At 50.1% G+C, this 25,406-nt stretch carries 23 protein-coding genes; 17 read left to right on the top strand and 6 right to left on the bottom strand.

The genetic code is table 11. The features are described from left to right. The first annotated feature begins 51 nt into the window (after positions 1-51). Complete coding sequence (locus CWI84_RS04515; protein WP_126841383.1) at positions 52-1,404, top strand: diguanylate cyclase; 1,353 nt, start codon at positions 52-54, stop codon at positions 1,402-1,404. Here the strand turns inward: CWI84_RS04515 and CWI84_RS04510 are convergent. After that, positions 1,391-2,395: a branched-chain amino acid aminotransferase gene (locus CWI84_RS04510; protein WP_126841382.1), complete on the bottom strand. Its 1,005-nt coding sequence runs from the start codon at positions 2,393-2,395 to the stop codon at positions 1,391-1,393. The genes CWI84_RS04515 and CWI84_RS04510 overlap by 14 nt on opposite strands. Before the next feature lie 96 nt (positions 2,396-2,491). Between CWI84_RS04510 and CWI84_RS04505 the strand changes: the two genes are divergently transcribed. Together CWI84_RS04505 and CWI84_RS04500 are read left to right on the top strand one after the other, a co-directional pair. Beyond that, positions 2,492-2,995 carry a hypothetical protein gene (locus CWI84_RS04505; protein ID WP_126841381.1) on the top strand — a complete coding sequence of 168 codons (504 nt, stop codon included), beginning with the start codon at positions 2,492-2,494 and terminating at the stop codon, positions 2,993-2,995. 69 nt (positions 2,996-3,064) lie between these two features. Continuing rightward, positions 3,065-4,687 carry a methyl-accepting chemotaxis protein gene (locus CWI84_RS04500; RefSeq protein ID WP_126841380.1) on the top strand — a complete coding sequence of 541 codons (1,623 nt, stop codon included), beginning with the start codon at positions 3,065-3,067 and terminating at the stop codon, positions 4,685-4,687. On the opposite strand, the gene CWI84_RS04495 is transcribed toward CWI84_RS04500, so the two are convergent. After that, on the bottom strand, positions 4,677-5,393 hold the full coding sequence (locus CWI84_RS04495; RefSeq protein WP_126841379.1) for a DUF2306 domain-containing protein: 717 nt from the start codon (positions 5,391-5,393) through the stop codon (positions 4,677-4,679). The genes CWI84_RS04500 and CWI84_RS04495 overlap by 11 nt on opposite strands. A gap of 157 nt (positions 5,394-5,550) precedes the next feature. Between CWI84_RS04495 and CWI84_RS04490 the strand changes: the two genes are divergently transcribed. From CWI84_RS04490 to CWI84_RS04430, 13 genes are all read left to right on the top strand, one after another. Beyond that, positions 5,551-6,660, top strand: coding sequence for a sensor histidine kinase (locus CWI84_RS04490; protein WP_157980997.1), 1,110 nt, complete (start codon positions 5,551-5,553; stop codon positions 6,658-6,660). Position 6,661: 1 nt separating this feature from the next. After that, positions 6,662-7,312 (top strand): response regulator, encoded by a 651-nt coding sequence (locus tag CWI84_RS04485; RefSeq protein WP_126841377.1) that lies wholly within the window; start codon positions 6,662-6,664, stop codon positions 7,310-7,312. An 89-nt stretch (positions 7,313-7,401) separates the two neighbouring features. Next, positions 7,402-7,746: a cupredoxin domain-containing protein gene (locus tag CWI84_RS04480; RefSeq protein WP_126841376.1), complete on the top strand. Its 345-nt coding sequence runs from the start codon at positions 7,402-7,404 to the stop codon at positions 7,744-7,746. 11 nt (positions 7,747-7,757) lie between these two features. Next, the gene (locus CWI84_RS04475; RefSeq protein WP_126841375.1) at positions 7,758-8,585 is read left to right on the top strand and encodes an FTR1 family iron permease; all 828 of its coding nucleotides are present in this window, start codon (positions 7,758-7,760) and stop codon (positions 8,583-8,585) included. 14 nt (positions 8,586-8,599) lie between these two features. Next, positions 8,600-9,283: a hypothetical protein gene (locus CWI84_RS04470; protein ID WP_126841374.1), complete on the top strand. Its 684-nt coding sequence runs from the start codon at positions 8,600-8,602 to the stop codon at positions 9,281-9,283. A 135-nt stretch (positions 9,284-9,418) separates the two neighbouring features. After that, entirely contained in the window at positions 9,419-10,693 is a 1,275-nt protein-coding gene (locus CWI84_RS04465; protein ID WP_126841373.1) for an efflux RND transporter periplasmic adaptor subunit, read from the top strand. Between the two features lie 20 nt (positions 10,694-10,713). Then, positions 10,714-11,415 carry an ABC transporter ATP-binding protein gene (locus CWI84_RS04460; RefSeq protein ID WP_126841372.1) on the top strand — a complete coding sequence of 234 codons (702 nt, stop codon included), beginning with the start codon at positions 10,714-10,716 and terminating at the stop codon, positions 11,413-11,415. Between the two features lie 9 nt (positions 11,416-11,424). Beyond that, the gene (locus tag CWI84_RS04455; RefSeq protein ID WP_126841371.1) at positions 11,425-12,741 is read left to right on the top strand and encodes an ABC transporter permease; all 1,317 of its coding nucleotides are present in this window, start codon (positions 11,425-11,427) and stop codon (positions 12,739-12,741) included. Between the two features lie 16 nt (positions 12,742-12,757). Beyond that, positions 12,758-13,975 (top strand): ABC transporter permease, encoded by a 1,218-nt coding sequence (locus tag CWI84_RS04450; RefSeq protein ID WP_126841370.1) that lies wholly within the window; start codon positions 12,758-12,760, stop codon positions 13,973-13,975. Between the two features lie 70 nt (positions 13,976-14,045). Next, positions 14,046-14,981, top strand: coding sequence for a LysR family transcriptional regulator (locus tag CWI84_RS04445; protein ID WP_126841369.1), 936 nt, complete (start codon positions 14,046-14,048; stop codon positions 14,979-14,981). A gap of 57 nt (positions 14,982-15,038) precedes the next feature. Further along, positions 15,039-16,409: a sensor histidine kinase gene (locus CWI84_RS04440; protein ID WP_126841368.1), complete on the top strand. Its 1,371-nt coding sequence runs from the start codon at positions 15,039-15,041 to the stop codon at positions 16,407-16,409. Positions 16,410-16,423: 14 nt separating this feature from the next. Then, positions 16,424-16,885 carry a tellurite resistance TerB family protein gene (locus tag CWI84_RS04435; protein WP_126841367.1) on the top strand — a complete coding sequence of 154 codons (462 nt, stop codon included), beginning with the start codon at positions 16,424-16,426 and terminating at the stop codon, positions 16,883-16,885. After that, positions 16,882-17,610: a transporter substrate-binding domain-containing protein gene (locus CWI84_RS04430; protein WP_157980996.1), complete on the top strand. Its 729-nt coding sequence runs from the start codon at positions 16,882-16,884 to the stop codon at positions 17,608-17,610. The genes CWI84_RS04435 and CWI84_RS04430 overlap by 4 nt, the downstream gene beginning before the upstream one ends. On the opposite strand, the gene CWI84_RS04425 is transcribed toward CWI84_RS04430, so the two are convergent. The 3 genes from CWI84_RS04425 to azu all read right to left on the bottom strand — a co-directional run bounded on the left by CWI84_RS04425 (position 17,607) and on the right by azu (position 22,343). Continuing rightward, entirely contained in the window at positions 17,607-20,738 is a 3,132-nt protein-coding gene (locus CWI84_RS04425) for an efflux RND transporter permease subunit (protein ID WP_126841365.1), read from the bottom strand. The two genes, CWI84_RS04430 and CWI84_RS04425, sit on opposite strands and share 4 nt — an antisense overlap. A 3-nt stretch (positions 20,739-20,741) precedes the next feature. Next, a complete protein-coding gene (locus tag CWI84_RS04420) occupies positions 20,742-21,821 on the bottom strand; it encodes an efflux RND transporter periplasmic adaptor subunit (protein ID WP_126841364.1) in 1,080 nt (359 codons plus the stop codon). A 69-nt stretch (positions 21,822-21,890) separates the two neighbouring features. Next, complete coding sequence (gene azu, locus CWI84_RS04415) at positions 21,891-22,343, bottom strand: azurin (RefSeq protein WP_126841363.1); 453 nt, start codon at positions 22,341-22,343, stop codon at positions 21,891-21,893. A 72-nt stretch (positions 22,344-22,415) separates the two neighbouring features. On the opposite strand from azu, the gene CWI84_RS04410 reads away from it, so the two are divergent. Continuing rightward, positions 22,416-23,579: a trans-sulfuration enzyme family protein gene (locus CWI84_RS04410; protein ID WP_241968728.1), complete on the top strand. Its 1,164-nt coding sequence runs from the start codon at positions 22,416-22,418 to the stop codon at positions 23,577-23,579. Here the strand turns inward: CWI84_RS04410 and CWI84_RS04405 are convergent. Beyond that, positions 23,576-25,288 carry an NAD-dependent malic enzyme gene (locus CWI84_RS04405; RefSeq protein ID WP_126841362.1) on the bottom strand — a complete coding sequence of 571 codons (1,713 nt, stop codon included), beginning with the start codon at positions 25,286-25,288 and terminating at the stop codon, positions 23,576-23,578. The two genes, CWI84_RS04410 and CWI84_RS04405, sit on opposite strands and share 4 nt — an antisense overlap. Between the last annotated feature and the right edge of the window lie 118 nt (positions 25,289-25,406).

Genomic DNA, 25,406 nt, shown 5'->3' with positions numbered 1-25,406 from the left:
TAATGTGATCTCAAGGCGCTATAATACGATAACCATTAAGAGTTAGAGCTCATGTACCGCGATATTCAGCAACTTGCTAATGCCATCGATACCATCATCGCTTATATTGACGAGGAGCGGCGATTCCAATTTGTTAACCATGCCTATGAAATGTTTGTTGATAAGCCCGCGGTGGATATTTTGGGAAAGCGCGTAGATGAAATCCTGGATAGCGAGTCGGCAGAGTACGTAAAACCCCTGCACCAGCGTGCATTAAATGGTGAGCACGTCGAGTATGAACAAACCATCACCTTAGCTAACGGTCGCAAACGCATTCTCAACACCCGCTATGTGCCAATGCATGATGCTGATAGCGGCAAAGTGTCAGGTTTTTACGCCATTATCGATGATATTACCTCGTACATCTCGGCGACCGACTTGATGCGTACGGTTCATAAAATCATTAATCAACCGGGGAAAAAGCGCAAAGGTAAAGTGATCAGCCAGCTATTGGAACTGGGTAATTCCTACCTGCAAACCGAGATAGGACTGGTGTCGGAAGTCGATGGCAACGACTATATCGTTAAGTACTCTGATGCCATCGGTCAGCCAATAGAACCTGAAACGCATTTCCCACTGGGGAATACTTATTGTTCTGTTACCTTAGCAGAGGAACGGGTCATCGCCGTGACCGAAGCAGCGAAAAGTGCCTTTTTCAAAGGTCACCCCTGTTACCAGACGTTCGAATTAGAAACCTATCTAGGCGTTCCATTAACCATTGATGGCGAACTTTGGGGAACCTTGAGCTTCTCTTCTGCAGCACAACGTGAGTTACCTTTTGATGCGCTAGAGATTGAGTTAATTAGCTTAGTGGCTTCGGCCATTGAGACCATACTGGCGGAAAAACGCCGTTTGGATGAATTACGCCAGTTAGCCTACTTTGATCCATTAACAGAATTGAGCAACCGTACCAGCGCCATTTACCAGATTAACGAACGGTTAAAAAAGCAACGACAACAAGGCACCCCGTTCTATGTCGCTATCGCCGATGCCGACCACTTTAAGACCATCAACGACCGCTACGGCCACCAGGCTGGCGACCGAGTGTTACGCAAACTGGCTCAGGTACTAAAAGCGAATATTCGTGAGCACGATTTAGCCGCTCGGCTTGGTGGTGAAGAGTTTGTATTGCTGATCGACTCCGATAATGTCGCAGTTGCCCATAAAGCACTGGAGCGCTGCCGTCAGCAAGTCCATGATAATCCAGTGACCTTAGACGACGGTACGGAAATCAAATACAGCATTTCTGTGGGCATGACCCGAACCGCCGATAAGGACGAATTTCTACAGATCTATCAACGCGCCGACCAAGCGCTCTATCGCGCTAAAGGCGCTGGCCGAAACTGTATCGTTAGCGCTGACTAACACGCGTCAACCAGCCATATTTATCGGCGGCTTGACCCCATTGAATAGCATTGAGTGCCTGTCGAAGCTGTTTGACTTTAGTGCCAATGTTGCCGCTTCCCACTTTGTGCAATGTGCCATTGTGAAGCAGTTCACCCACTGGCGCCAATACTGCGGCGGTACCCGACAATGCTGCCTCACAATCTTCATGAGCAGCGCGTTCTAGCAGTTCCGACACTGTGAGTTCTCGCTCACTAACGCGATAGCCCATATCAGCCGCAAGGGTTAATAGCGAATCACGGGTTATACCATGCAAAAAGGTCGAGTCCAGATTCTTAGTAATCAGTTCGTCACCATCAAGCAATAAAAAGTTAGCAGCGCCCGTTTCCTGCACATCGCCATTCGGAGCAAACAACACTTGGTCTGCTTGGTGTCCGGCTTTCGCCGCTAAAATATGTGGCATTGCGCTCGCGTAGTTACCACCACTTTTAATCATGCCCATGTGCGCGGCACAGCGCATGCCATCTTCTTCGACCAACAACCGTAACGCCCGCTCTCCACCCGCAAAGTAATCCCCCACCGGCGAAAGCAAAACGTACAGCATTGCGCTATCGGTCGGTGCAGCGGCTTTACCAATAGCGGCTTCGGTGCCTATCAGTGTTGGCCGAATATACATTGAGCCCGGCGGTTCGGGTACCTCGGTAACATACTCCTCGACGACACGGATGATCATCGCCCGCAGCTGCTCAGCATTAATTTCCGGCAGATTCAATAACCGAGCGCTTTGTTGCATGCGCGCCACATTATTCTCGAGGCGAAAAATATGCACGCTGCCATCTCGGTGACGAAATGCTTTCAACCCTTCGAAACAGGTACTGGCATAATGCAATACGTGTGCGCCTGGGTGCAGCGTCAATTGCTCCGCTGAGGTTAAGTTAAATTCTTGCCATTGACCATTTTCATACTTGGCCAAGGTCATTTTCGGCATAAACGTTTTTCCGAACGCCGCCATTATTCTTATCCTTCTGCTTACATCTGTGGTCTCACTATACCACAACACTTATTTGTCTTAAGCTTGTACGCAGAATGGCGATTTTCGGAGCAGTCTATGACAATTCAACAGTATTTTACTGGCGTAGTCCTTGCTGCGCTGTTAGCGGGCTGCGCCAGCGAGCCTTCAGTTGTTATGTTAGGTACTAAGCACCCCGCAATTAATCCCGATACCGTCCAGTTTTATCGGCAAAAGCCCGCTGAAGCGGAAGAAATTGCCCTAATAAAGGCATCTAGCGATGGTTCTTTCCGCTTCGGTGAACAAGCAGAGCAGCGCTTTGTGATTAACCAGTTACGACAGCAAGCCGCACAACTCGGTGCCAACGGGATTGTGCTGCAAGGTAGCGAAGACCAGCCCGATAACTCAGTGAGTATTGGTACTGGCATTGGCCAACGCTCAGGCAACGTGAGTATTTTTCTGGGCTTAGAACGCGCGATCCAACTGAGCGATAAGATAGCGCATGGGCTTGCCATTTTTGTACCAATCACAAACAATACCGAGTCGGTAAAATCTCAAGAATGTGACCACTGTGCCGATAGCACTAATGATATAGACAAATAATAATCTGGTTCGCTGTTCAACCCACCATCTGCAACAGTGATCGGTCGAATAATAAGTTGGAGTCACCGAATGTTTCGTAACCTATCTGTGGGGATTCGCGCCAGCGGCGCCTTTGGATTAATTGGCGTGATTGTTTTAGCAATGGGTATTTTTGCTATAGCGCAACTGAATAGTGTGTCTGAACAGCTAGCCCAGATTACTGAACAACAAATTCCTAGCACAGAGCAGATCAACGGAATCGACCGAGAGTTTTTACGCGTCCGCGTACACACCGCCAATATCGCTGCCGCAGACAGTGCCAGTGGTCGGCAAAAGTACACCGCCAAGCTAGAAGATGCGAAACAGAACATGCAATCGCATCATCAGCAACTTAAACAACTGGCGGACAGCGCCAAGGCCAAACAACTGATTGCCGACTACGAGCAGTTACAAAATCAATACTGGAACATACAAAAGCAATTTCTGAACCTCATTAATAGCGGCCAAACCTCTGCAGCACTTAGCCTGCGAGATAATCAGCAACTTCCTCTCACAAACAAAATTTCGACACTACTAGACGACTTAGTGGATTACCAGAAGCGAGAGGTTAATGAGGCGTCAGCGATGGCGGAAGACATTCGTAAAAGTGCCGGTTTATGGCTAATAGTTGTCGTCGTTATCACCCTGAGCTTACTGGCTGCCTTTGCTTGGTTACTCACCCGCAGCATTGTTGACCCACTCCGCCAAGCGGTGGATGTTGCACACCGTATTGCTGACCGTGATTTGAGCCAAAGTTTTGAAGTCGAAGGCCAAGACGAACCGGCGCAACTATTACGTGAATTGCGTAAGACGCAAGAAGAGTTGCGCAATTCCCTGCAAACCATCGCGAAATCCTCAGAGCAGTTGGCTTCTACATCTGAAGAGCTAAATTCGGTCACCGACGACTCGGCTCGTACCATACAGCAACAATCTAACGAACTTGAACAAGCCGCGACCGCGGTCAACGAACTGACTACCGCTATAGAAAACGTTGCTCGTGATGCGCAAGCGGCATCGGAGTCATCGGTATTTGCCGACGAGAAGGCGCAGCAAGGGTTAGCGCAAGTTCGCGAAACACTGGATGCGATTAAAGAGCTAGCCGGCGATATGTCAGTCTCGTCTGAACAGGTCGGTGAACTTGCCGACAAAGTGAAAGAAATTGTCACCGTACTTGATGTGATTCGCGGCATCGCCGACCAAACCAATTTGCTAGCATTGAACGCGGCTATCGAAGCAGCGCGCGCTGGTGAATCAGGGCGCGGTTTTGCGGTTGTTGCCGATGAAGTAAGAGCATTGGCGCATCGCACACAACAGTCAACGGTAGAAATTGAAAACCTGATTCAATCGGTTCAAGAGACCAGCAATAACTCGGTAGAAAATATTGAGCGCAGTGCAGAAAAAGCTATAAAAACCTTGGATGTCGCGAGCGATGAAGGCCGTTCGCTGGAAGAAATTGTCACTGCCGTAAACGACATCAATAATCGCAATGCGTCAATTGCTAGCGCCGCCGAAGAGCAAGCATCAGTCTCTAAAGAAGTAGACCGCAGCTTAATGAGTATTCGAGATTTATCTAACTCGACTTCTTCTGGGGCAGAACAGACCAACGCCTCAGCGACAGAACTGTCGCGTTTGGCGGTGGATCTGAACAACTTAATTAATCGCTTTAAGCTGTAACCTTGCGCGAGCTGCGTTGAATCAACAACGCGCCAACAATGCCAGGAACTATCCAGAACACTAACTGGTAGCCACTAGCGAAGCTCAATAAATGGCGTCCACCGAAAGCGAAGAACGCGGTGTAGGCGCCAACGGCCGATCCCCCCATAGCGGCGATGTGTTCCAGTAACCAGGCGGTGTTCGTTACTTCCTTGCGATAGACATAGCGGAGCATCGTAAAGCTGCTCCACAAGGCTAAACTTCCGAATACCACGTGTAATACCGAGCCGCTGAACAGGGCAATTTTTAATACCCACAAACCGCCTACCGCTAGACCCAGAGGTAACACCAGCCACCCCCAGCTGCGCAATTTTTGGCGCTGATGTTTATACTTCAACACCCAGTTACCATGAATAACACCGCTAACCGTTAGCCATGACAGTAACAGTAATAGCGACCACATATTCTGTACCATTTCTAACAGCGCTTCCGGATGCTCACTGCTAGCAAAGGCCTGCGCCTTGATCACCGTAGGCCAAGCCAACACCAGACTCGACATAACAACCCCACTTATGCCAACCGCTAACATTGCGAGCGAGTAATAACGCCCAAACCGACGATGGTTGAGCCCACCCTTGCGGCTTAGGATAGGAACCCAAACTAGGCATAACGCCAAGCTACCGAGGAAAATGTGTAGTAGTAATAATCCGTGATGTAGTGTTTGCATGGTCTTATTCTCTGTAACCCAATCGACAACCGCTACTATGCCCGTCGACTAGCGTTCGAATAAGTGCCAAAAGTCATGAGCTGAAACGTGACTTTCGGCCTATTGCCTCCGCCTTGGTTTGCGTTGATACTAAATCAAACCTAAAAACACTATGCTTATGAAGTATTTAACCATCGATCGCCTTGTCGGCTTGCTGACTTGGGGGTTTGTCACTGTGAGTGCGTTAGCGCTGCTAAATCAGCAGCAGTGGCAGTTGCAGCAGAGCGTTATTGGCGGCACAGCATTAATCGGCTTTCTGCTGATTTTTATTGCTCTCACCCTGCTCGAGCATCCTACCGCTGCGCAGCTACGCAAAGCGCGTTGGGGAATTGCTTTGCAGGCGCTCCTTATTATCACCGCTTACTGGGTGTTGCCGTTTAGCTATTTAGCCATTATTGCGGTAATTTGGTGTGCGCAGTTGCCCGCCTTTATGCGCTTTCGCCCAGCGCTGCTGCTAGCCACCTTAATTGCGTTACCGCAGTGGTTAGTTTTTGCTTATCACTGGCAACAATCCTACATGCTGCTAACAGCGGCATTATTTTGGACCTTTAATTTGTTTGCGCTGATGGCGATGCATAGCCAACAGCAGGCAAATGCTGCACGAGCCCAGGCCGAGCAAGCGCATCAACAACTATTGGCTACCCAAGCACTACTGAAACAAGCTTCCAGACAGCAAGAGCGCGTCCATATTGCGCGCCAGTTACACGACTTGCTCGGTCACCATCTCACTGCGTTGAGCATTAATCTGCAAATTGCTGAGCGTCAAGCCGATGCGCAACAAAAGCCGCGGTTACAACAATGCTATGCGCTAGCAAAACTGCTGCTGGCGGATGTTCGCGAGGCGGTGAGTGAGATTCGTGACGAACAAAAGGCATCACTACGAGAATCGCTCGAGGCGCTGGCGGAATTCAGCCCTACCCTAAAAGTGCACATGCAGGGCGATGTCGCGCTCAAAAATTTCGAACTCAGCCAAGACCTCATCCGCATCTGCCAAGAAGCACTCACAAATAGTTTACGGCATTCCAATGCCAGCGAATTTTGGCTGACGCTTGCTCGCGAGGGTCAGCAGGTAACGATACAGCTCTGGGATAACGGACGTTGCGATTGGCCAATTAATGCCGGTAATGGCATTGCCGGGGTTCGTGAACGCTTAGCTCAACACCAAGGCCAACTCAGCTTAGATCAATACCAACAAGCCCTGCGTTTGACTATCGAGGTACAAGATTAAAATGATTAGGGTAATGATTGTCGATGACCAAACGCTTGTTCGTGAGGGTGTATCCAGTTTGCTCAGCTTGGACCCGAGCATTGATGTCTGTGCCTGTGTCGGCAATGGCCAAGAAGCGATAGCCCGCTATCAGGCGGGCGATATTGATGTGCTGCTACTCGATATTCAAATGCCTGAAGTCGATGGCATCGCCACCTTAAAGACACTGCGCCAAAACCATGCCGATGTTCGAGCACTGATGCTGACCACTTTTGATGACCATGAACTGCTAATGAGTGCGATGCGTGCCGGCGCATTAGGCTACTTGCTGAAAGACGTTTCGCTAGAAGTATTGGTTGCCGCCATCACTCAAGTCGCCAAAGGTGAACGCTATGTGCAGGCGGGATTAACCGAACGCCTGTTACAACAATGCGCGACAGCGAATAGCATTGCGCAGAGTCCAGCAGTCGATTTATCAGCACGCGAAATACAGGTGCTACAACTGGTAGCCGCAGGGTGCAGCAACCGCCAAATTGCCGAAGCGCTGCACAAATCGGAAGGCACGGTAAAAAACCAAGTGTCCACCATCCTCAGCAAATTACATACTCGCGATCGAACCCGGGCGGTATTAAAAGCCATCGAATTAGGCCTAGTAAAACCGCAATCTTGGTAGTTTATCGGCTTTTTTCGACGATCCGACTTGAAAAACGCTAGGGCTTTATTGATAATGCGAACACTTCTCATTAACAAGGTAACTCTACAATGTTCTCTAGCCTATTTTCTCGCGTACGTTTCGTCCTATTTGCGGCCCTCGCTGTAAGCGCAAGTTCGGCGTTCGCAGGCGATGATGTGTATGAACTGATCATTAAAGATCACAAGTTCTCGCCCGCTACCATCACCATTCCAGCAGACACTAAAGTCAAGCTGTTGGTGAAGAACCAAGACGTCACGCCAGAAGAATTTGAAAGCTACGAATTGAACCGCGAAAAAATCATCCCCGGCAATAGTCAAGCCATTATCTTTATTGGCCCGCTGAGTGCTGGTGAATATCCCTTCTTCGGGGAGTTCAATCAAGCCACAGCACAAGGCAAAATCCTCGTTAAATAAGGTCTGTAAGCATGTCTGCATCAGCCATCATTGTTTTTCGCGAAGTCCTCGAAGCGGCGTTGATCATTAGTATTGTCGCCGCTGCCAGTAAAGGCATTTTGGGTTACCGCCGCTACATCAGTCTGGGTGTGGGTGCCGGTTTAGTTGGCGCAGTGATTGTCGCCAGTTTTGCCTCGGGTATCTCCAGTGCGTTTTCTGGTATGGGACAAGAATTGCTTAACGCCGGCATATTATTCAGTGCAGTATTGATGCTGGCTTGGCATAACGTCTGGATGGCCAAGCACGCGCGTGAACTTAGCGCACGTTTATCGGCCTTGGGGAATAAAGTGAGCAGCGGTGAACTTCCGCTTTATGTCATCACCATTGCCGTCGCTATGGCAGTTCTGCGCGAAGGCTCTGAAGTGGCATTGTTCCTGTATGGCATCGCTGCAGCAGGCTCTGCAGCACTGGATATGCTCTGGGGTGGATTGTTGGGTTTAGCGGCAGGTATTATTGTCAGTCTTCTGCTCTACCGGGGACTTATCGCCATTCCCACCAAGTGGCTATTTAGCGTCACCAGTTGGGTCATTTTATTACTTGCAGCAGGCCTTGCCGCTTCCGCCACTGGTTACCTTGCGCAAGCAGGCATCGTGCCTAGCCAAGCACCGTTATGGAATACCAGCGATTGGCTCTCAGAGCAGTCATGGTTCGGTCAAATTTTACATATTTTAATTGGCTATCAAGCACGCCCAACACCGGCTGCACTTGTTGCATACCTGTTGGTACTGATAACCATCGCCAGTCTTATGGTTTGGGTTAAACGCTCAAACACACCTAACTCAAAAGAACTAACCGCTTAATAAACGGAGATATTATGAAAAAAACGTTACTCGCCTCTGTGGCTACCGCGGCCTTGCTTCCTGCCGTCGCTAATGCTGGCGTCGATAAAGTCTACAATCCCAACGTGGAACTGGGAGAGGTAGAACTGGAGTTACGTGGTATTCACGGCCTTGAAGGTGATAGCAGCGAAATCAAATTTGGTGGCGGCTATGGCGTGACCGACAATTGGTTTATTGAAGGTTACCTTATCGGCGAAAAGGAAGACGGTGACTTCGAAGTCGAAGAGGCTGAAATCGAAAGTAAATTTCAGCTCAGCGAGCAAGGTGAATATTGGGCTGACTTTGGTATGTTGGTCGAATTAGAGAAAAAATTCGACGCAGATCTGTGGGAAGTAAAAGCCGGACCGATTGTACAAAAATCCTTTGGCCGTTTTGTTGCCACTGCCAACGTGTTGTTCGAAAAGCAACTGGGTGGCGACAAAACCGAAAGCGAAGTTGAAACATTGGGTTCATTCCAATTGAAATATCGGATGAATCCTGAGTTTGAGCCTGGTGTCGAGTACTATGTCGACGAACATACCCAAGCGTTTGGCCCGGTTATTTTTGGCGAAAAGCGCTTAAAAGATTCCAAAATTGGTTGGGAACTGGGCGTGTTGGCCGGCCTCAACGATACCACTGACGACACTATTGTACGTTGGCAGTTGGAATGGGAATTCTAAATCCCTACAAGGCGCGTCGATGAACGCGCCTTTTTTTTGACATACTTCGTTACACCTCCCCAATAAATTTTTCCAACCTTTTAGCCACTTGCATCGACTCACTTAACAGCAGAAGTAAAACGTTAAGGGAGTATTATGAAAAAGATTGCTGATACCAGTGGTCAGGATGTGGTTCGCCAACCCAGCAAACGTAAGCTAAACCTCAAGCTTGTCGGGCTTGGTGCCGCTATTGTGGTGTTACTCATTGTCACCATTCCAATGATCAGTTCTTGGTCGCAAGCCGAAGCTTCAGTTGGCAGCGAGGACATTCGCATTGCCACCGTAACCCGTGACGACTTTATCCGCGACGTTTCTATTCAAGGTCGCGTGGTTGCCGCGGTAAGCCCCACTTTGTATGCCCCTGCAGAGGGGATTGTAACCTATCAGGTAGATGCGGGTGATGAGGTTAAGAAAGGTCAGTTATTGGCGAAAATCGATAGCCCAGAACTGGCTAACCAACTGCAACAAGAGAAAGCTACCCTCGACAGCTTGAAAATGAATTTGGATCGGCAACGTATCCAAACCAAAAAAGAGGCACTGGAAAACCAGAAGCAAGTGGACCTAGCACAAGTTACTCTGACTGCTGCCAATAGAGAAAAACGCCGCGCTGACGAAGCCTGGAAAAGCCGAGCAATCAGTCAAATCGATTATGAAAAAGCGCAAGACGATTTAGAAAATGCCAAAGTGGTGTATAAACACGCGGTCGAAGACGCCAAGTTAAACGCTGAAAGTTTAGACTTCGACCTGCGCGCATTACAGTTAGAAGTCAACCGCCAACAATTGTTGGTACGTGAACTACAACGCCAAGTCGATGGTTTAGAAATCCGCTCGCCCGTTGATGGTATCGTCGGTAACCGTGAACTTGATCAGAAAAACCAAGTGGCGAAAAACCAGGCGATACTGAGTGTGGTCGATCTCACTGCGTTTGAAATCGAAATCGGTATTCCTGAAAGCTACGCCGACGACCTTGCCATTGGTATGGACGCGGAAATTGATTACAACGGTCAAAAACACCCCGCCAAGTTGGTGGCTATCTCACCCGAAATTCGTGATAACGAAGTCATAGGTACCGTGCGCTTTGCGGACTCTATGCCAGCCGGATTGCGCCAAAATCAACGCCTGACTACACGCGTGCTGCTAGAGCACAAAGAAAACGTGCTCACCGTGCAACGCGGACCTTTCCTACAAACCGAAGGAGGTCGCGTGGCCTACTTGGTTAACGGCGATGTTGCCACCAAAACCCCAATTGTCACCGGCGCCAGCAGTTTGAATAGCGTCGAAATCCTCGACGGTGTAAAAGCCGGCGATCAAATCATTGTCTCTAATACCGAACGATTCAACGGTGCAACCACCGTGAAGATCAATCGCTAACAAGAATAAGGAACCTCACAATGTTAAGCATGCAGCACATCAGCAAAGTCTTCCGCACCGATACGGTGGAAACTCACGCGTTGAAAGACTTCAGCCTACAAGTGAACGAAGGCGACTTTGTCGCGGTCACCGGACCATCAGGTTCAGGCAAAACCACCTTCCTCAATATCGCGGGTTTACTGGAAACCTTCGACGGTGGCGAGTACACCTTAGACGGTGAGTCGGTTAAAGGCTTGAAAGACAATACCTTGTCGCGCCTACGTAACGAAAAAATCGGCTTTATATTTCAGAGCTTTAACCTGATTCCCGACCTAAACCTGTACGACAACGTTGATGTCCCATTGCGTTACCGTAACCTCAGTAAAGCAGAACGGAAGCGCCGTATAGAAGAAAGCTTAGACGTGGTCGGCCTCGCTAACCGCATGAAACACATCCCCGCGCAGTTGTCCGGTGGACAACAACAACGGGTTGCTATTGCGCGCGCACTGGCTGGGCAACCGCGGTTCTTATTAGCGGATGAACCCACCGGTAACCTCGATAGCCAAATGGCCGAGAGCGTGATGGAGTTATTGGAGTCGATTAACGCTAACGGCACCACCATCGTAATGGTCACCCACGACCCTAACCTCGCTGCCCGAGCCCAACGTCACATCACTGTGCGTGACGGCCAGGTCACAGAAAACGAACGTGAGCCGAAAGTGGTTTCACAGTTGCGCGCATAAGGAGGTGGTATGCTGGGGTATTATCTAAAGCTCGCGTGGCTGAGCATTAAACGCAATCCAATTTTATCAGCACTGATGGTAACGGCTATAGCACTCGGTATAGGCGCATCAATGACCACCCTAACGGTCAACTATATGATGTCGAATAACCCAATTCCGAGCAAAAGTGACCAACTCTACTATGTACAATTGGATAACTGGGATCCGAACGACCCTTTCGATGAACCCAATGAGCCACCCGATCAAGTCACTTTCCGTGATGCGCTGAATTTGCTTCACGCTAACAAAGCTGAGCGCCAGGTTGCCATGGCTAAAACCAATTTTATTGTTGAGCCCGACAACCAAGAAGTGAAGCCGTTCCACGCTCGCGGTCGGCTAACCAGTAAAGACTTCTTCCCCATGTTTAGCGTGCCATTTCTGTATGGCCAGGGTTGGAACCAAGCTGCTGATGATAACGGCGACTTAGTGGTTGTTATTACTAAAGCGTTAAACGAAAAGCTGTTTAACGGTGAAAACTCAGTGGGACAGTCTCTCCGAATGCAGGGCGAGCAATATCGTATTGTTGGTGTTATGGACACCTGGGAACCAACGCCACATTTCTACGATGTCACCAACGGCGCGTTTGGTGAACAAGAAGACGTGTATGTACCTTTTATTCTGAAACGGGATTTGGAATTGCCTAACTCTGGTAACACCAACTGTTGGAAGACTCCCGAGGGCGACGGCTTTAAAGCCTTTCTGCAATCTGAGTGTGTGAATTACCAGTTCTGGGCGGAGTTGCCAGATAACAATGCCAAAGACAACTACATGAGTTTCTTGAACAGTTACGTGATGGAACAGAAGAAACTCGGCCGCTTCCCGCGCCCACTCAACAACCGTCTATCAGACGTCATGGAGTGGATGAAGAAGCAAGGCGTTGTCGCTGATGACGCGAAAATGATGATGTACATGTCATTCATGTTCTTATTGGTATGCCTACTCAATACAATCGGCTTATTACTTACCAAATTTGTCGGTAAGGCTGGCGAAATTGCATTACGCCGTGCGGTTGGCGCCTCTCGAACTCAGCTCTACTGGCAGCACCTGGTCGAAACCGGCTTGATTGGTTTTGCCGGCGGTATTTTTGGCTTGTTGTTGGCTTGGGCGGGTCTTGCTGGGGTGCGTCACCTTTACGGCGACAACCTAAAGCCGGACTTAGCAACATTAGACATGAAGTTAGTGCTTATCGGTATCGCATTAGCGGTGGTTAGCAGCATGTTAGCTGGTCTTTATCCGACCTGGCGCGCCTGCCGTATTCCGCCTGCTGGGCAATTGAAAACGCAATAAGGCAAGGACACGCATAATGAAAGATTTTGGTCCAATTATTCGCGCCTTGTTGCGCAACAAAACCGGGGCAATGCTGATTGCTCTGCAAATCGCCATTACCATGACCATTATGGTGAATGCGATCCATATGATCATTAACCGCAGCGAGTTGATGGCTCGTAGCTCAGGCCTTGATGAAGCGAACCAATTCGTGGTGGCACAGTATGGATATCGTGATGACTTCAACGAGAAGTACGTGGTGCAAACCGACCTCGACCATATTCGCAACATGCCGGGCGTTGTTGATGCCATTCAAACAAACTCTGTACCTATGTCTAACGGCGGCACCTCTATGGGCCTGCAAGTTGAACCGGGAGCAGATAAAGAAGGCTTAGGTGTCGCTATTTACATGGCAGACGATCACGCCCTGAATACCTACGGGGTAAAGCTAATTGCGGGTGAAAACTTCGATCCGACTGAAGTAGAATTCCGTGACGGTAATACGCGCGAATGGCCGCAGCGAGCGATCATCTCGAAAGCTATGGCGGAAGCGCTATTTCCGGACTTGAGCCCGCAGCAAGTGGTTAATAAAACCGTTTATATCAATCGTAATGAGCCTATCACTATTGCCGGTATTATTGACCAACTGCAAGCACCTTGGGTGGGCTGGGATAATGTCGAGCGCACCATGATCACGCCCATTCGGACGATGTATAAATTCAGCCGTTACTTAGTGCGGACTGAGCCAGGCCGTCGTGATGAAGTCCTCGAAGCCGTTAAAAGCTACCTAGAGTCGCGCGATGTTGGGCGCATGCTGTTCCCTATCGAAACCATCTCTGATGTGCGCGAACAAAGCTACCGAGACGCCAATGCGATGCAGACGATTTTGTGGGTGATTATTAGTATCTTACTGATTGTTACCGCACTGGGCATTGTCGGATTAGTCACCTTCACCATTAACCGGCGCCGTCGCCAAATTGGTACTCGTAGAGCGCTAGGGGCTTCACGCGGTGATATCCTCAAGTACTTCTTACTGGAGAACTTCGTCATCACCAGCGCGGGGCTGTTACTCGGTATCATCGGCAGTATCGGCCTGAATATCTGGCTGGTGGATGCCTTCGACCTACCGCGTATTGGTTGGATTTACTTACCGGTCGCCATGGTGGTGCTATGGCTGGTCGGCCAACTTGCGGTCTATGGTCCAGCGGCTAAAGCGTCACGGATTTCGCCAGCTATCGCGACCCGTAATGTGTAAACACTAGACTGGTGTAGTTTATTCATCAGCTTTATAATCCCAGCATTATCTATATGCTGGGATTATTTTTATGAACAACCTGCAGTCGATCGATCTCAACTTACTGATCTATTTAGATGTGTTGTTACGCGAGTGCAATGTCACCAAGGCCGCAGCGCAACTTAACATCACCCAGCCAGCAATGAGTAACGGACTCAAACGGCTTCGGCAACTCCTGAACGACCCGCTGCTTGTTCGCACCAGTGAGGGTATGGTTCCCACCGAACGGGCGCTAGCAATGATGCAGCCACTCCGCGAAGTGCTCTATTCGGTAGAAGAAATGATCCAGCCGTCGCGAGAATTCGAAGCCCAAACCAGCGATCGAGTGTTTCGCATCATGGCCTCTGATTACGCAGCTTCAACGCTGATTCCAATGCTGCTTGAGGCGCTGGCAGAGGAGGCACCAAGTATTTCACTAGACATTATGACACCCAGTGACATCAGTTTTCACGATGTCGAAAATGGTAAAGTTGACCTCGCCATTAATCGTTTTGAAAAGCTTCCCCAGTCGTTTCACCAAAAATCGCTTTGGGACGATGATTTTTCGGTGCTGATCCGTAACGACCATCCATTACTCACGCACTATGATCTGCCGCACTACCTCGAAGCCGAGCATGTTTGGGTGAGTAAAACCGGCTTTGGCGTCGGCGTGGGCATGAATCCGCACGATGTGCAAAAGCTGGGCTGGGTCGATGAGGCGCTGGCGGAACAGGATTTGCGTCGTAACATCAAAGTGTTTACCCGCAATTATCACGTAGCGATGTATCTAGCGCGCCAAGGCTTGGTCGCGACCCTGCCAACCCGTGCTGCACAACTCTACGCCGACGACCCGGGGTTGGTGATTAAGCAACCGCCATTTAACATCCCAGCGCTCGCCTTGACCATGATCTGGAGCCCATTATTGCAACACGATGCTGGCCATCGTTGGTTCCGACAACGAGTGACAGAAGTGGCTGAAAAAGCCTAAATTTGTTTTTCTTCGACGCTTTGCATAGGATGGAGAAAAGTATCGGCGAGGATTGCCATGCGCGCAGAACTGGAAGACATTCTGTTAGAGGTTTCAAGATCCGACAAAATAGACCGCGGTGATTTAGATGCTGCTCAGCAACTGATTATCCAATCCGCGGTACAGGGGTTACACATAACCCGCGCCGGCATTTGGTTATTAAACGACAATAAAGACGCACTCCACTGCGCCATTCTCTGCGATAATGGCGATATCACTGAAACCGACACGGCAATACATGCTGCCGATTTTCCCAGCTATTTTGCGGCTCTGCGAAAAGAACGCACCATTATCGCTAACGATGCCTACGACAATACCGCGACGTTAGAGTTTGCTGCCGAATACTTACCGGCTTACGGCATTTTTAGCATGTTGAATATACCCTTACGTCACCGCGGTGAGATGATTGGCGTACTTTGTTGCGAAGGTCGCGAAAAAGGCCGGCGGTGGCACGAAGATGAGGTCGCTTTTGTTGGTATGTTGGCCGACATTTATGGTCGCGCGTTGAGTGCCTATCAGCGAGAAATTTACGAGCGCCAATTAGTTGCTCAAAATGCCGAATTAGAAAATCGTGTGAAAGCCCGAACAGCATCGCTAGAACAAGCGCTGGATAACTTCCGCATGGCACAGCAGCGGTTAGTTGAAACCGAAAAAATGGCAGCACTGGGGAAACTCGTGGCCGGTGTCGCACATGAAGTGAATACGCCGCTTGGGGTGGCAGTCACTGCAACCTCCCTGTGTAAGCAGCGGATCAAACAGCTGCATCAACAATTTAACGATGGCAAGTTGTCGAAGCGCCTGTTGCTTAGCTTCATCGAGGAAGCCGAAGAGGCTTACGACTTAATGGAAAGTAACCTCCACCGCGCCGCAAAGCTGATCCAAAACTTCAAACGCACCGCGGTGGATCAATCCAGTTTTGAACTGGTCGACGTAGAAATGGTCGATTATTTACGCTCCTTGGTTGTTTCACTGAAGCCTTTGGTGAAAAAGAAGTTGGTCGACATCACTATCCATGGCGACGCACAATTGCAGATTAAAACCTTTCAAGGAGCGATCGCGCAGATCATCACTAATTTGGTCAGCAATACGAATGAGCACGCATTTAATGAAGCCAACGAGCAGAATCAGATCAGTATCAACGTCAGTGCGACAGAGAATGGCCTACAACTGGTATTTGCCGATAACGGCCGCGGTATGGAACAAGACGTGCAAAAACAAGCGTTCAATCCATTTTATACCACTTCCCGAAATCAAGGCGGATCAGGCTTAGGTCTGAGTATTGTATACAACTTGGTCACGCAAAAGCTTAAAGGCCAAATTAGTTTGCGCTCGGTACCCGGCGAAGGCAGTGAATTCACGATCCAACTGCCGAATCTCGAAGTCTCTTAACTAGAGGAGTTAGCATGTTTGCCGCTTTACAGTCATTGCTGAATAAAGCTAAGGATAATCAAGCATCATTATCACCACTACCACAAATTGACGGGCTCAGCGAAGCACAGGTTCAAGGGCTGGTGTTGATGAGCGAAATGAGTCGTGCCGATAATCAACGCGACGGAACGGAAACTCGCTGGATCATTACACAATTGGTAAAAGAATCGGGACTTTCCGAACAACAAGCCACTGCAGCCTTTGAAAAAGCCTCAGACTATGGTGAAGGAGCCAGTTCGTTACAGGAAGTAACCGCACCACTAAAAGCCCTTTCTTACCCTGACCGCGTGCAGTTAATCAAACAACTCTGGCAAACGGCGTATGCCGATGGCAAGTTAGACCCATACGAAGAAGCAATGATGCGGCAAATCGCCGACCTGCTATATTTACGTCATAGTGATTACATCAAAACGAAATTAGAGGTTACCGGCGAGTGAAGGCTATCGGCGCAATCGGATTACTGACAATATTATTGTCTCCCCCAAGCTTTGCCGCTGATGAAGTGGGGGTAGCCACTGGCTACCCACCTTACCAGTTCGATATCGCCGGTGAAATCACTGGCTTCGATGTTGCCGTCGCGCGCGCCGTTTTTGACCGCATGAACGAACCGCTAGATCTTCAGCAATACGACTGGGACGATGTTGTCGGGTTGTTGCGGTTTGGGGAAATTGATATCGCTGCGGGAATGGAGATCACCCAAGAGCGCCTGCCCTATTTCGCTTTTAGCCAACCTTATTATGCTCGCGAAACCGTGATTTTTGTGCGTGACGAGGCCAGCGCTGCCGAGACGGTTGCCGACCTCACTGGCAAAAAAATCACCGGCGATCGCCAATCAGAGCTAGAGAACCAGTTAAAAGCCTTGGGTATATACAGCAGTATGCGAGTGATGCACACCGCGAGTAAGCAAGAGGCCATGTCTCGCTTACTGGCAGGCGAGGTCGAGGCGGTGATCATGCCACTGCAGGTGGGCAAATATTTGGCTCAACAGCAGCATGGCAAGGTTCGCGTGTTGTGGCGCCCCCACGATAAGACCGAGGTCGCGTTTGCGGTTAGACGGGGTAACCAGCAGCGCTTGCAAGGTATCAACCAAGCGTTAGCGACATTGGAAGCCGATGGCACCTTAGAAAAATTGCGGGATGAATGGTTCAAGCAAGCGGATTAATCCGCTTGCTCAGCAGCCAATAATTCTTGATGTAAGCGTTCACTTTCATCTGCACGCGGCTTAGTAAAACGCGCCAACGCGACGTAAATGATCGGCGTTAAATAAAGCGTGAACACCGTGGCTAACCCAAGTCCGCCAAATACTACCCAACCAATGGCGTTTCGCGCCTCTGCACCCGCGCCGTTGGATAAAATCAGCGGTAAACCACCAAGAACCGTCGATACCAAGGTCATCATAATCGGCCGCAAGCGGATGATAGCGGCATTTTCTACTGCATCGGCAACACTCTGCCCTCGATCGCGCAATTGGTCGGCAAATTCGACCAATAGCACCGCATTCTTTGCCAGCAAACCAATCAACATCACCAAGCCAATCTGCGAATAAATGTTCAGCGAGGTATCGGTTAAAAACAGCGCATAAATGGCGGCTGCAATGCCGAACGGGACGGTCGCCATAACCACCGTTGCGCTGTTAACGCTCTCAAACTGTGCAGCCAGTACTAAGAAAACCACAATAAATGCCAGTAAATAGGTCAACGCTACTTCGTTTTGGGTATCTTCGTAGGTTGCAGCCTCGCCTAAAAACACCAAACCATTGCCGTCTGGAAGCATTTCTTGCGCTAAATTGCGCAACTCATCCACTGCTTGTTCCATCGGATAGCTTTCTGGCAAGTCCATGCTAATTTCGATAGCGCGCCGCTGGGCATGCCGCTCTAATTCTGCTGAAACGCCCTCTTCAACAATCTCGGCGATACTCGACAGCGGCACTAGTTGCCCCGCACGTCCTTTGACGTAGAGGTTCTGTAAATCAGAGGGTGCTTTAATGGCATTCATGCGGGTTTGCAAGATTAACGGAATGGCTTGGTCGCCGACATTCAAGTCAGCGATATCATCGCCACTGATTGCGGCGCGCAGTGTCGCAGACACTTCGTTAAGGTCAACGCCTAGCTCCGCCGCACGCGAACGATCAATTTTAACCCTTAGCTGGGGCTGGGTTGGCTGAAACGAGATCTGAGGATTCTTCAGCGCGGGAAAGCGTTGTTCAACCGCTGCAGCGAATTGCTGTGCGACTTGATAAATCTGTTGGTATTTTTCACCGGTGATCGCCAGCTCAAGGCCACCGCCTTGGCCGCGTAAATTCAAACTGTTAGAACTGAATACGCGCCCTGGAGCTCCAGGCACCGCAGAAACGGGGCCGCGTAACTCCGCACTGATCTGCTGCTGCGAGCGCTGGCGTTGCTCCCAATCCACTAGCGGAGCGGTGATCAAGACCCTATTCACGTCCCACTGACCGACGACAGTGTACAGCGATTCAATTTCACCCTGCTTTAGATACGGCTTCAGAATTCCCTCTAATTGCCGTGCTTGGCGGTCCATAAAGTTCAGGCCAACGCCGTCGGGACCACTGGCAAACACTCGTATAACACCACGGTCTTCGCTGGGTAACAGCTCATTATCTACCGAGTTATACAGCCAAGCGCCGCCTCCCGCAGCCAACAATGAAGCCAAGAACACAGTCCATGGCCATCGTAATGCCAGTTTTAAGCTGCGATGATAAAACTCGCGAGCACGCAATCCCGCGCCAGCAAAGATGTTCTTTTTACCGGCATCTTTTGGCAAGCGTGCAGTAAAAGCCGGCACCAACGACAACGCCACGAATGACGATATCAATACCGCTGCCGCCAGCACACCGCCAAATTCACGGAACAAACGGCCTGCAGTAGAGGGTAAAAAGGCAATGGGGAGAAACACCGCCGCTAATACCGCGGTTGTCGCGATAACCGCAAAGAATACCTCTCGGGTTCCCAGTACCGCAGCGGCTCGAGGGCCCAAACCTTCTGCACGGCGACGCTGAATGTTTTCTGCCACAACAATGGCATCGTCAACAATCAAGCCGGTTGCCAGCACCAACGCTAACAAGGTCAGAATATTCACCGAAAAGCCTAGCAACCAAATGGCGGCCACTGCACCGAACAAGGCAACCGGAATGGAGAACGCCGGCACAATGGTTGCTCGTAGCGAGCCGATAAATACCCACAGGGTTGCGACCACTAAGGCGATGGTAATACCCAGCGTGATCACCACTTCGGTCACAGATTTGCGAATAAATTCGGCATCGTCGTTGGTGACCGTCATGCTCATATCAGGAAAACGCTTACGCAGCCGCTCAACCATTTTTAGTGCTTTGTCGGATATCTCAATGGTGTTAGAGCCAGCCTGACGAATAATTCCTAAGCCGACCACTGGCTTGCCATCCAAGCGCACGAAACTTTCTGCGTCGGCCGGCGAAAAATAGGCTTGCGCCACATCGCCAATGCGCGTGGTATCGTTAATGTAAATGTCTTCTACTTGCTGAGCGGTCACCGACGTTGCATCAGCACGAACAATCAGGCGTTGATCAGTTGAGCGAAAGCTGCCCGCTGGCACATCAAAAGGAGCTTGCCGCAAGGCATTAGCGACATCCGTTACCGACAAACCATAACTGGAAAGCTTGAGGGGATCTAAAGCAACGCGTAACACTCGCTCCCGATCGCCATTAAGCTGTACGTCGGCCACCCCTTCAATGGCTAAAAACTCTGGGGCTAAATCGGTTTCTAAGCGCCGAGTCAATTGTTCAAGGCTAAGGCTATCGCTAGAGACCGCAATGTCGAGCACTGCACGGGCATCGTCATCCGCTTTAACCACGGTCACTTGCTCAACGTCCTCCGGCAGTCGGTTTTGTACTTGGCTAACGGCTTCGCGAGTTTCACTGGCTACCACATCTAAATCGACACCAGGATTGAATTCCACCACGATGCGGGCATTATTTTCTTCCGACTGCGAACGAATAGATTTCACCCCCGACACCCGCGCTGCGGCGCCTTCAAGTACGCTGGTTAACTCCGCATCAACGGTTTCTGGTGCGGCGCCTGGTAGAAATGCCCGCACTGTCAACACTGGGCGGTCAACATCAGGTAACTCGCGGACTTCCACCCCCATAAGTGCCGCTATCCCGGCGATTACGATAAGGATATTTAGCACCACTATCAGCACTGGACGACGAATAGACGCAGAAGGTAAATCGTTGACTAGTTCTGACTGTGCTTTAGCGTCATGTTTACTATATGGTTGCGCTGAATGGTTTGCCATGGGTTATTCTCCGCTGGCGCCAACAGCAGCAGGCACTTCTTGTTCAGCAACCGGTTCGTCGAGCTGTGCATGCTGGTAGCGTATCGCTTGTCCGTCGCGCAAGCTTTGTACACCCTCGGTAATAAGAATGTCGCCTTGGTGCAACTCACCACTGACTAAAACACGTCCAGCTAAACGTTGTTCAATCTGGACTTCAATGCGCTGTGCTGTCTGCTGCTTAGCCAGCCACACATAGGGACTATTGGCGCCCCATAGCAATGCTGCTTCAGGAATAACGGCAAAGCACTCACCGGCTAAACTTAACGTCGCGCGAAAACTCATGCCTGGCAGAAATTCGTCGTTTGGGTTGGGAATTTTGGCTCGTGCGCGGATCATTCGCGTTTGCGGATCAATTCTTGAATCCAGTTCCACGGCTGTTGCCGTTACTTGGCGGTCGGCGAACGCCCATGGGCTAAAACGCAGTTCCGCCCCCTGTTGCAGCAAGGGTAAAGCCGATTCTGGTGCAGTGAATTCGATCAATAATTGAGAGCGATCGTCGATAGTGGTAATCAATGTCTGCTCGGTAATGCGGTCACCCACCTCCACGTCGGTGAGTCCGACAACACCGGCGAACGGCGCATAAACGCGACGGTCATCCAGTTCAACTCGGGCTTGGTCTAACGCTATTGCGGCAAGATCTCGCGCAGTTATCGCATCATCTAATTCTGATTGCGGAACAGCACCACCTTGCTCACTCTTACGCAGACGAGTTACCTTACGTTCAGCATCTCGCAGAGTAATTTGAGCCTGTTGTACGGCAATTCGTTGATGCCGCGCATCGAGCTCAAGTAACAGCTCTCCTGCATCGACATGCTCGCCCGGGGTAAAATGTACCCCAGTCACGCGGTCAGCGACATTCGGGTACAGTGCGACTGAACGCATTGCTTGAGCTGTTCCTACCGCTTCCACCACTTGTTGCGCACGCTCGAACTGTAACGGTTGCACAATCACTAATTCAGCACGCTGCTCGCGTTGCTGTGCTTGGCTTGCCATCGGCATCAGTAAACTGCTAGCAAACAGTAATGTCGTTAACCACTTAGTCATATTTGTCTCTGTCAGCAAAACGGCGGAGCGCCAGCCCCGCCGTTATCTTTTTTACATTTTTTCTGTCGGTTACTGGGTAAGACGGAACGTTCCTTTCATCATTGAAGAATGACCAGGGAACGAGCAGAAATACTGGTAATCTTTGCCGGCTTTCAAGTCTGCAGTCGAGAACGTGACTGAGTCTGATTCACCACCACCCACAACTTTTGTATGAGCAATAATTTTGTCGGTGTCTGGAATATAGTTTTCCTCCAAACTCAGCGACATCGCAGACTGCACAACGCTCTGCATGTCTTCAGGCAGGGTCAGTACCCAGTTGTGGCCCATCACACTCTTCGCTAACGTACCAGAGTGTTTCAGAGTCACGGTCACTTCTTTACAACTTGCCGGCGCAGACAGCTCTGTTTTATCGTAACGCATCATGTCATTACCAGTGATGGTGAGCTCGCATTCGTCCGCTAGCGCAGTTTGTGCGACCAACAGCGAACTGACGGCAACAAGAATCCGAGTTATAGTACGCATAATAACTAACCTCTATAGTCAATGAACGAAAATTCACCTATCTATACGAGCCAATTCTGTTTGAGGTTTACCGTGAGCCAAGCAAAATCTTCATCTTTTTCTTCTATGCAAACTAGAGTCGCGCAAGCACTGGGAGAAATTGACCAAGCTAGCGGGAGCTTGATTGCCCCAATACACGTATCCACCACCTACTTGCGTGATGCCGATAATCAGTATCGCTCCGGAAGGATATACTCACGCGCGGACAACCCTTCATATTTGCCCGCCGAGCGCGTAATCGCATCGCTAGAGAATGCAATCGATGCCAAGCTATTTGCATCCGGCAACGCCGCCGCAACCACCGTTTTCCAGGCGTTAAAGCCCGGCGACCGCATGCTTGCCCCAAAGGTAATGTACTGGGCGTTGCGCAACTGGTTAAAGACCTTTGGCGCAGACATGGGGCTGCAAGTTCGTTGGGTAGACATGGACGATTTAGCACAAGTCCGCAGCGCGCTTGCTGAAGCACCAACGCGGTTAGTGTGGATTGAAACGCCAGGGAATCCATTGTGGACCGTCACCGATATCGCCAAAGTGAGTGATTTAGCGCATCAACACGGCGCGCTTGTTGCGGTCGATTCAACCGTGGCTACGCCGGTGTTATCTAGACCGCTAGAACTCGGTGCTGATATTGTTATGCACTCCGCCACCAAATACCTTAATGGCCACTCGGATGTGATTGCTGGTGCTTTGGCGAGCCGCGAAAACTCTGAGTTTTGGCAACGGATTGTGCGCTTGCGTGCACAATCTGGCAATGTCTTAGGCCCATTTGAGGCCAGCCAACTATTGCGTGGCATGCGCACCCTAGTATTGCGCGTCAAACAAAGCTGCGAAGCGGCACAGTGGATTGCTGAGCAACTGGAACAACTGCCAAGCGTTGCTGCAGTGCTTTATCCCGGATTACCGTCGTTTGCTGGACACGAAATTGCTAAGCAACAAATGCAAGGTGGTTTCGGCGGCATGCTCTCGGTGCGGATTAGTGCGGGTGAAGCGGCGGCGATAGGCACCGCGGCACGCACCCAAATATGGAAGCGCGCGACCTCGTTAGGCGGGGTAGAAAGCCTCATTGAACACCGTGCTAGCATTGAGGGAGAGGGTACGCCAGTGCCCGCTGATTTGTTACGACTCTCGGTAGGGATTGAAGATCCTCAGGAGCTGTTTGAGGATCTTCGTCAAGCCATCGAAGCGGCGTCAGCTTAAATGCTGACGCGCTTGTAAAAGCGGTATTCTGGGTTCCAAAATTGCTTGTTAATGCGCTGGGTCAATACTTCATCGTCAATTTCCAGCGCCAAACCTTCTTGCTGAGCCACTTTACCGACGGCAAAAGCAATCTTTTTGCTCAACGCGCCAAGTTCAGTGAGCGGAGGCAATAAGTTCTCGCCTTTACTATTGGCTGAGGGAGAAGCTTCCGCAAGCGTTTTACTGGCAACGCGAAACATCTCATCACTCACCAATTTCGAGCGCACAGCGATAACCCCCAAGCCAATTCCTGGGAAGATGTAACTGTTATTGCATTGTGCAATCGGGTAAGTGTCGCCGTTCCAATCTACCTCACCAAATGGGCTGCCAGTAGCAATGATGGCTTTACCATCGGTCCACTCCAGCACATCTCGAGGATGCGCCTCAACATGCTTGGACGGATTGCTCAGTGGAAAAATGATTGGCTGTTGCTGTTGCTTAGCCATTGCTCGCACCACTTGCTCGGTGAATAAGCCGGGCTGCCCCGAAACACCTATCAATACTGTTGGGTCGGCACAATGAATCACATCCAACAACGAAGGATAGTCACCGCTGTATTGCCAGTCGGATAGCGATGATTCAGGGTGAGCTAGCACTTTTTGGAAGTCCCGCATGTTGGGCAAATTGTCGGTTACCAAGCCCTCCCGGTCGACCATAAACACCTGGCGCCGTGCCTGCTCTTCATCCAAACCTTCGGCGACCATTTGAATGATCACTTGTTCCGCAATGCCGCAACCGGCTGACCCGGCGCCAACAAACACCACTTTTTGGTCGCGCAGTTTAACGCCCTTTTTACGACACGCCGCCAGTAACGTTCCGACCGTCACTGAAGCAGTTCCTTGGATGTCGTCATTAAAACAGCAGACTTCATCGCGATAGCGGTTCAACAGGGGCATCGCATTAGGCTGGGCAAAATCTTCAAACTGCAGCATCACATCAGGCCAACGTTTGGTCACAGCCTTGATAAATTTGTCGATGAACTCGTCGTATTCATCTTGGTTAATGCGCTTGTGCCGCGCGCCCATGTACATCGGGTCGTTCAATAACTTCTCGTTATTGGTTCCAACATCTAACATCACGGGCAAGGTATAGGCTGGGCTGATTCCGCCACAGGCGGTGTACAGCGACAATTTACCAATCGGGATACCCATCCCGCCGATACCTTGGTCACCCAAACCCAAGATCCGCTCACCATCGGTAACAACAATCACCTTCACTTTCTCTTTGGTGGCGTTACGAAGGATGTCATCAAGATGGTCACGCTCTGAGTAAGAGATAAATAGCCCCCGAGATGAACGGTAAATATCAGAAAATTTCTCGCAAGCGTCGCCGACCGTCGGGGTATAGATAATCGGCATCATTTCGTCGATGTGGTCGGTCAGCAGACGATAAAACAGCGTCTCGTTGTTATCTTGAATGGCGCGCAAATAAATATGCTTATTGAGCGGCGTATCAAAGCTCGAGTACTGCATATAGGCACGTTCCGCCTGTTCTTCAATTGTCTCGTAGCGTGGAGGCAGTAGCCCGGTCAAATTAAATGCGGCACGTTCCTCCTCAGAGAAAGCACTGCCTTTATTCAGCAACGGCGTTTCAAGTAACGACGGCCCCGCGTAAGGGATATAAAGTGGATCTTTATCGGTATTTGCAAGGCTTTTTGCAGACTTCGGCATATCAATTACTCCTCCCACTGACAGAGTAAATAGTAGCACGCCAACCTAGTAATCTCGACCTATTAGAAACGTCATATAACCCGGTGAAAAATATAGATCAATTTATTCTACTATATTC

Origin of the sequence: Idiomarina tyrosinivorans, assembly GCF_003987475.1 — a bacterium.
Taxonomy (GTDB): Bacteria; Pseudomonadota; Gammaproteobacteria; order Enterobacterales; family Alteromonadaceae; genus Idiomarina; species Idiomarina tyrosinivorans.
This window is presented reverse-complemented; position numbering and strand designations above follow the sequence as displayed.

Bases quoted from the DNA above. Each gene is read 5' to 3' on its own strand.
- CWI84_RS04490 (WP_157980997.1), top strand. From the start codon at position 5,551: ATGAAGTATTTAACCATCGATCGCCTTGTCGGCTTGCTGACTTGGGGG.
- CWI84_RS04425 (WP_126841365.1), bottom strand. From the start codon at position 20,738: ATGGCAAACCATTCAGCGCAACCATATAGTAAACATGACGCTAAAGCA.
- CWI84_RS04455 (WP_126841371.1), top strand. From the start codon at position 11,425: ATGCTGGGGTATTATCTAAAGCTCGCGTGGCTGAGCATTAAACGCAAT.
- CWI84_RS04405 (WP_126841362.1), bottom strand. From the start codon at position 25,288: ATGCCGAAGTCTGCAAAAAGCCTTGCAAATACCGATAAAGATCCACTT.
- CWI84_RS04420 (WP_126841364.1), bottom strand. From the start codon at position 21,821: ATGACTAAGTGGTTAACGACATTACTGTTTGCTAGCAGTTTACTGATG.
- CWI84_RS04450 (WP_126841370.1), top strand. From the start codon at position 12,758: ATGAAAGATTTTGGTCCAATTATTCGCGCCTTGTTGCGCAACAAAACC.
- CWI84_RS04435 (WP_126841367.1), top strand. From the start codon at position 16,424: ATGTTTGCCGCTTTACAGTCATTGCTGAATAAAGCTAAGGATAATCAA.
- CWI84_RS04470 (WP_126841374.1), top strand. From the start codon at position 8,600: ATGAAAAAAACGTTACTCGCCTCTGTGGCTACCGCGGCCTTGCTTCCT.
- CWI84_RS04505 (WP_126841381.1), top strand. From the start codon at position 2,492: ATGACAATTCAACAGTATTTTACTGGCGTAGTCCTTGCTGCGCTGTTA.
- CWI84_RS04480 (WP_126841376.1), top strand. From the start codon at position 7,402: ATGTTCTCTAGCCTATTTTCTCGCGTACGTTTCGTCCTATTTGCGGCC.
- CWI84_RS04485 (WP_126841377.1), top strand. From the start codon at position 6,662: ATGATTAGGGTAATGATTGTCGATGACCAAACGCTTGTTCGTGAGGGT.
- CWI84_RS04495 (WP_126841379.1), bottom strand. From the start codon at position 5,393: ATGCAAACACTACATCACGGATTATTACTACTACACATTTTCCTCGGT.
- CWI84_RS04460 (WP_126841372.1), top strand. From the start codon at position 10,714: ATGTTAAGCATGCAGCACATCAGCAAAGTCTTCCGCACCGATACGGTG.
- CWI84_RS04515 (WP_126841383.1), top strand. From the start codon at position 52: ATGTACCGCGATATTCAGCAACTTGCTAATGCCATCGATACCATCATC.
- CWI84_RS04445 (WP_126841369.1), top strand. From the start codon at position 14,046: ATGAACAACCTGCAGTCGATCGATCTCAACTTACTGATCTATTTAGAT.
- CWI84_RS04500 (WP_126841380.1), top strand. From the start codon at position 3,065: ATGTTTCGTAACCTATCTGTGGGGATTCGCGCCAGCGGCGCCTTTGGA.
- CWI84_RS04510 (WP_126841382.1), bottom strand. From the start codon at position 2,395: ATGGCGGCGTTCGGAAAAACGTTTATGCCGAAAATGACCTTGGCCAAG.
- azu (WP_126841363.1), bottom strand. From the start codon at position 22,343: ATGCGTACTATAACTCGGATTCTTGTTGCCGTCAGTTCGCTGTTGGTC.
- CWI84_RS04440 (WP_126841368.1), top strand. From the start codon at position 15,039: ATGCGCGCAGAACTGGAAGACATTCTGTTAGAGGTTTCAAGATCCGAC.
- CWI84_RS04475 (WP_126841375.1), top strand. From the start codon at position 7,758: ATGTCTGCATCAGCCATCATTGTTTTTCGCGAAGTCCTCGAAGCGGCG.
- CWI84_RS04465 (WP_126841373.1), top strand. From the start codon at position 9,419: ATGAAAAAGATTGCTGATACCAGTGGTCAGGATGTGGTTCGCCAACCC.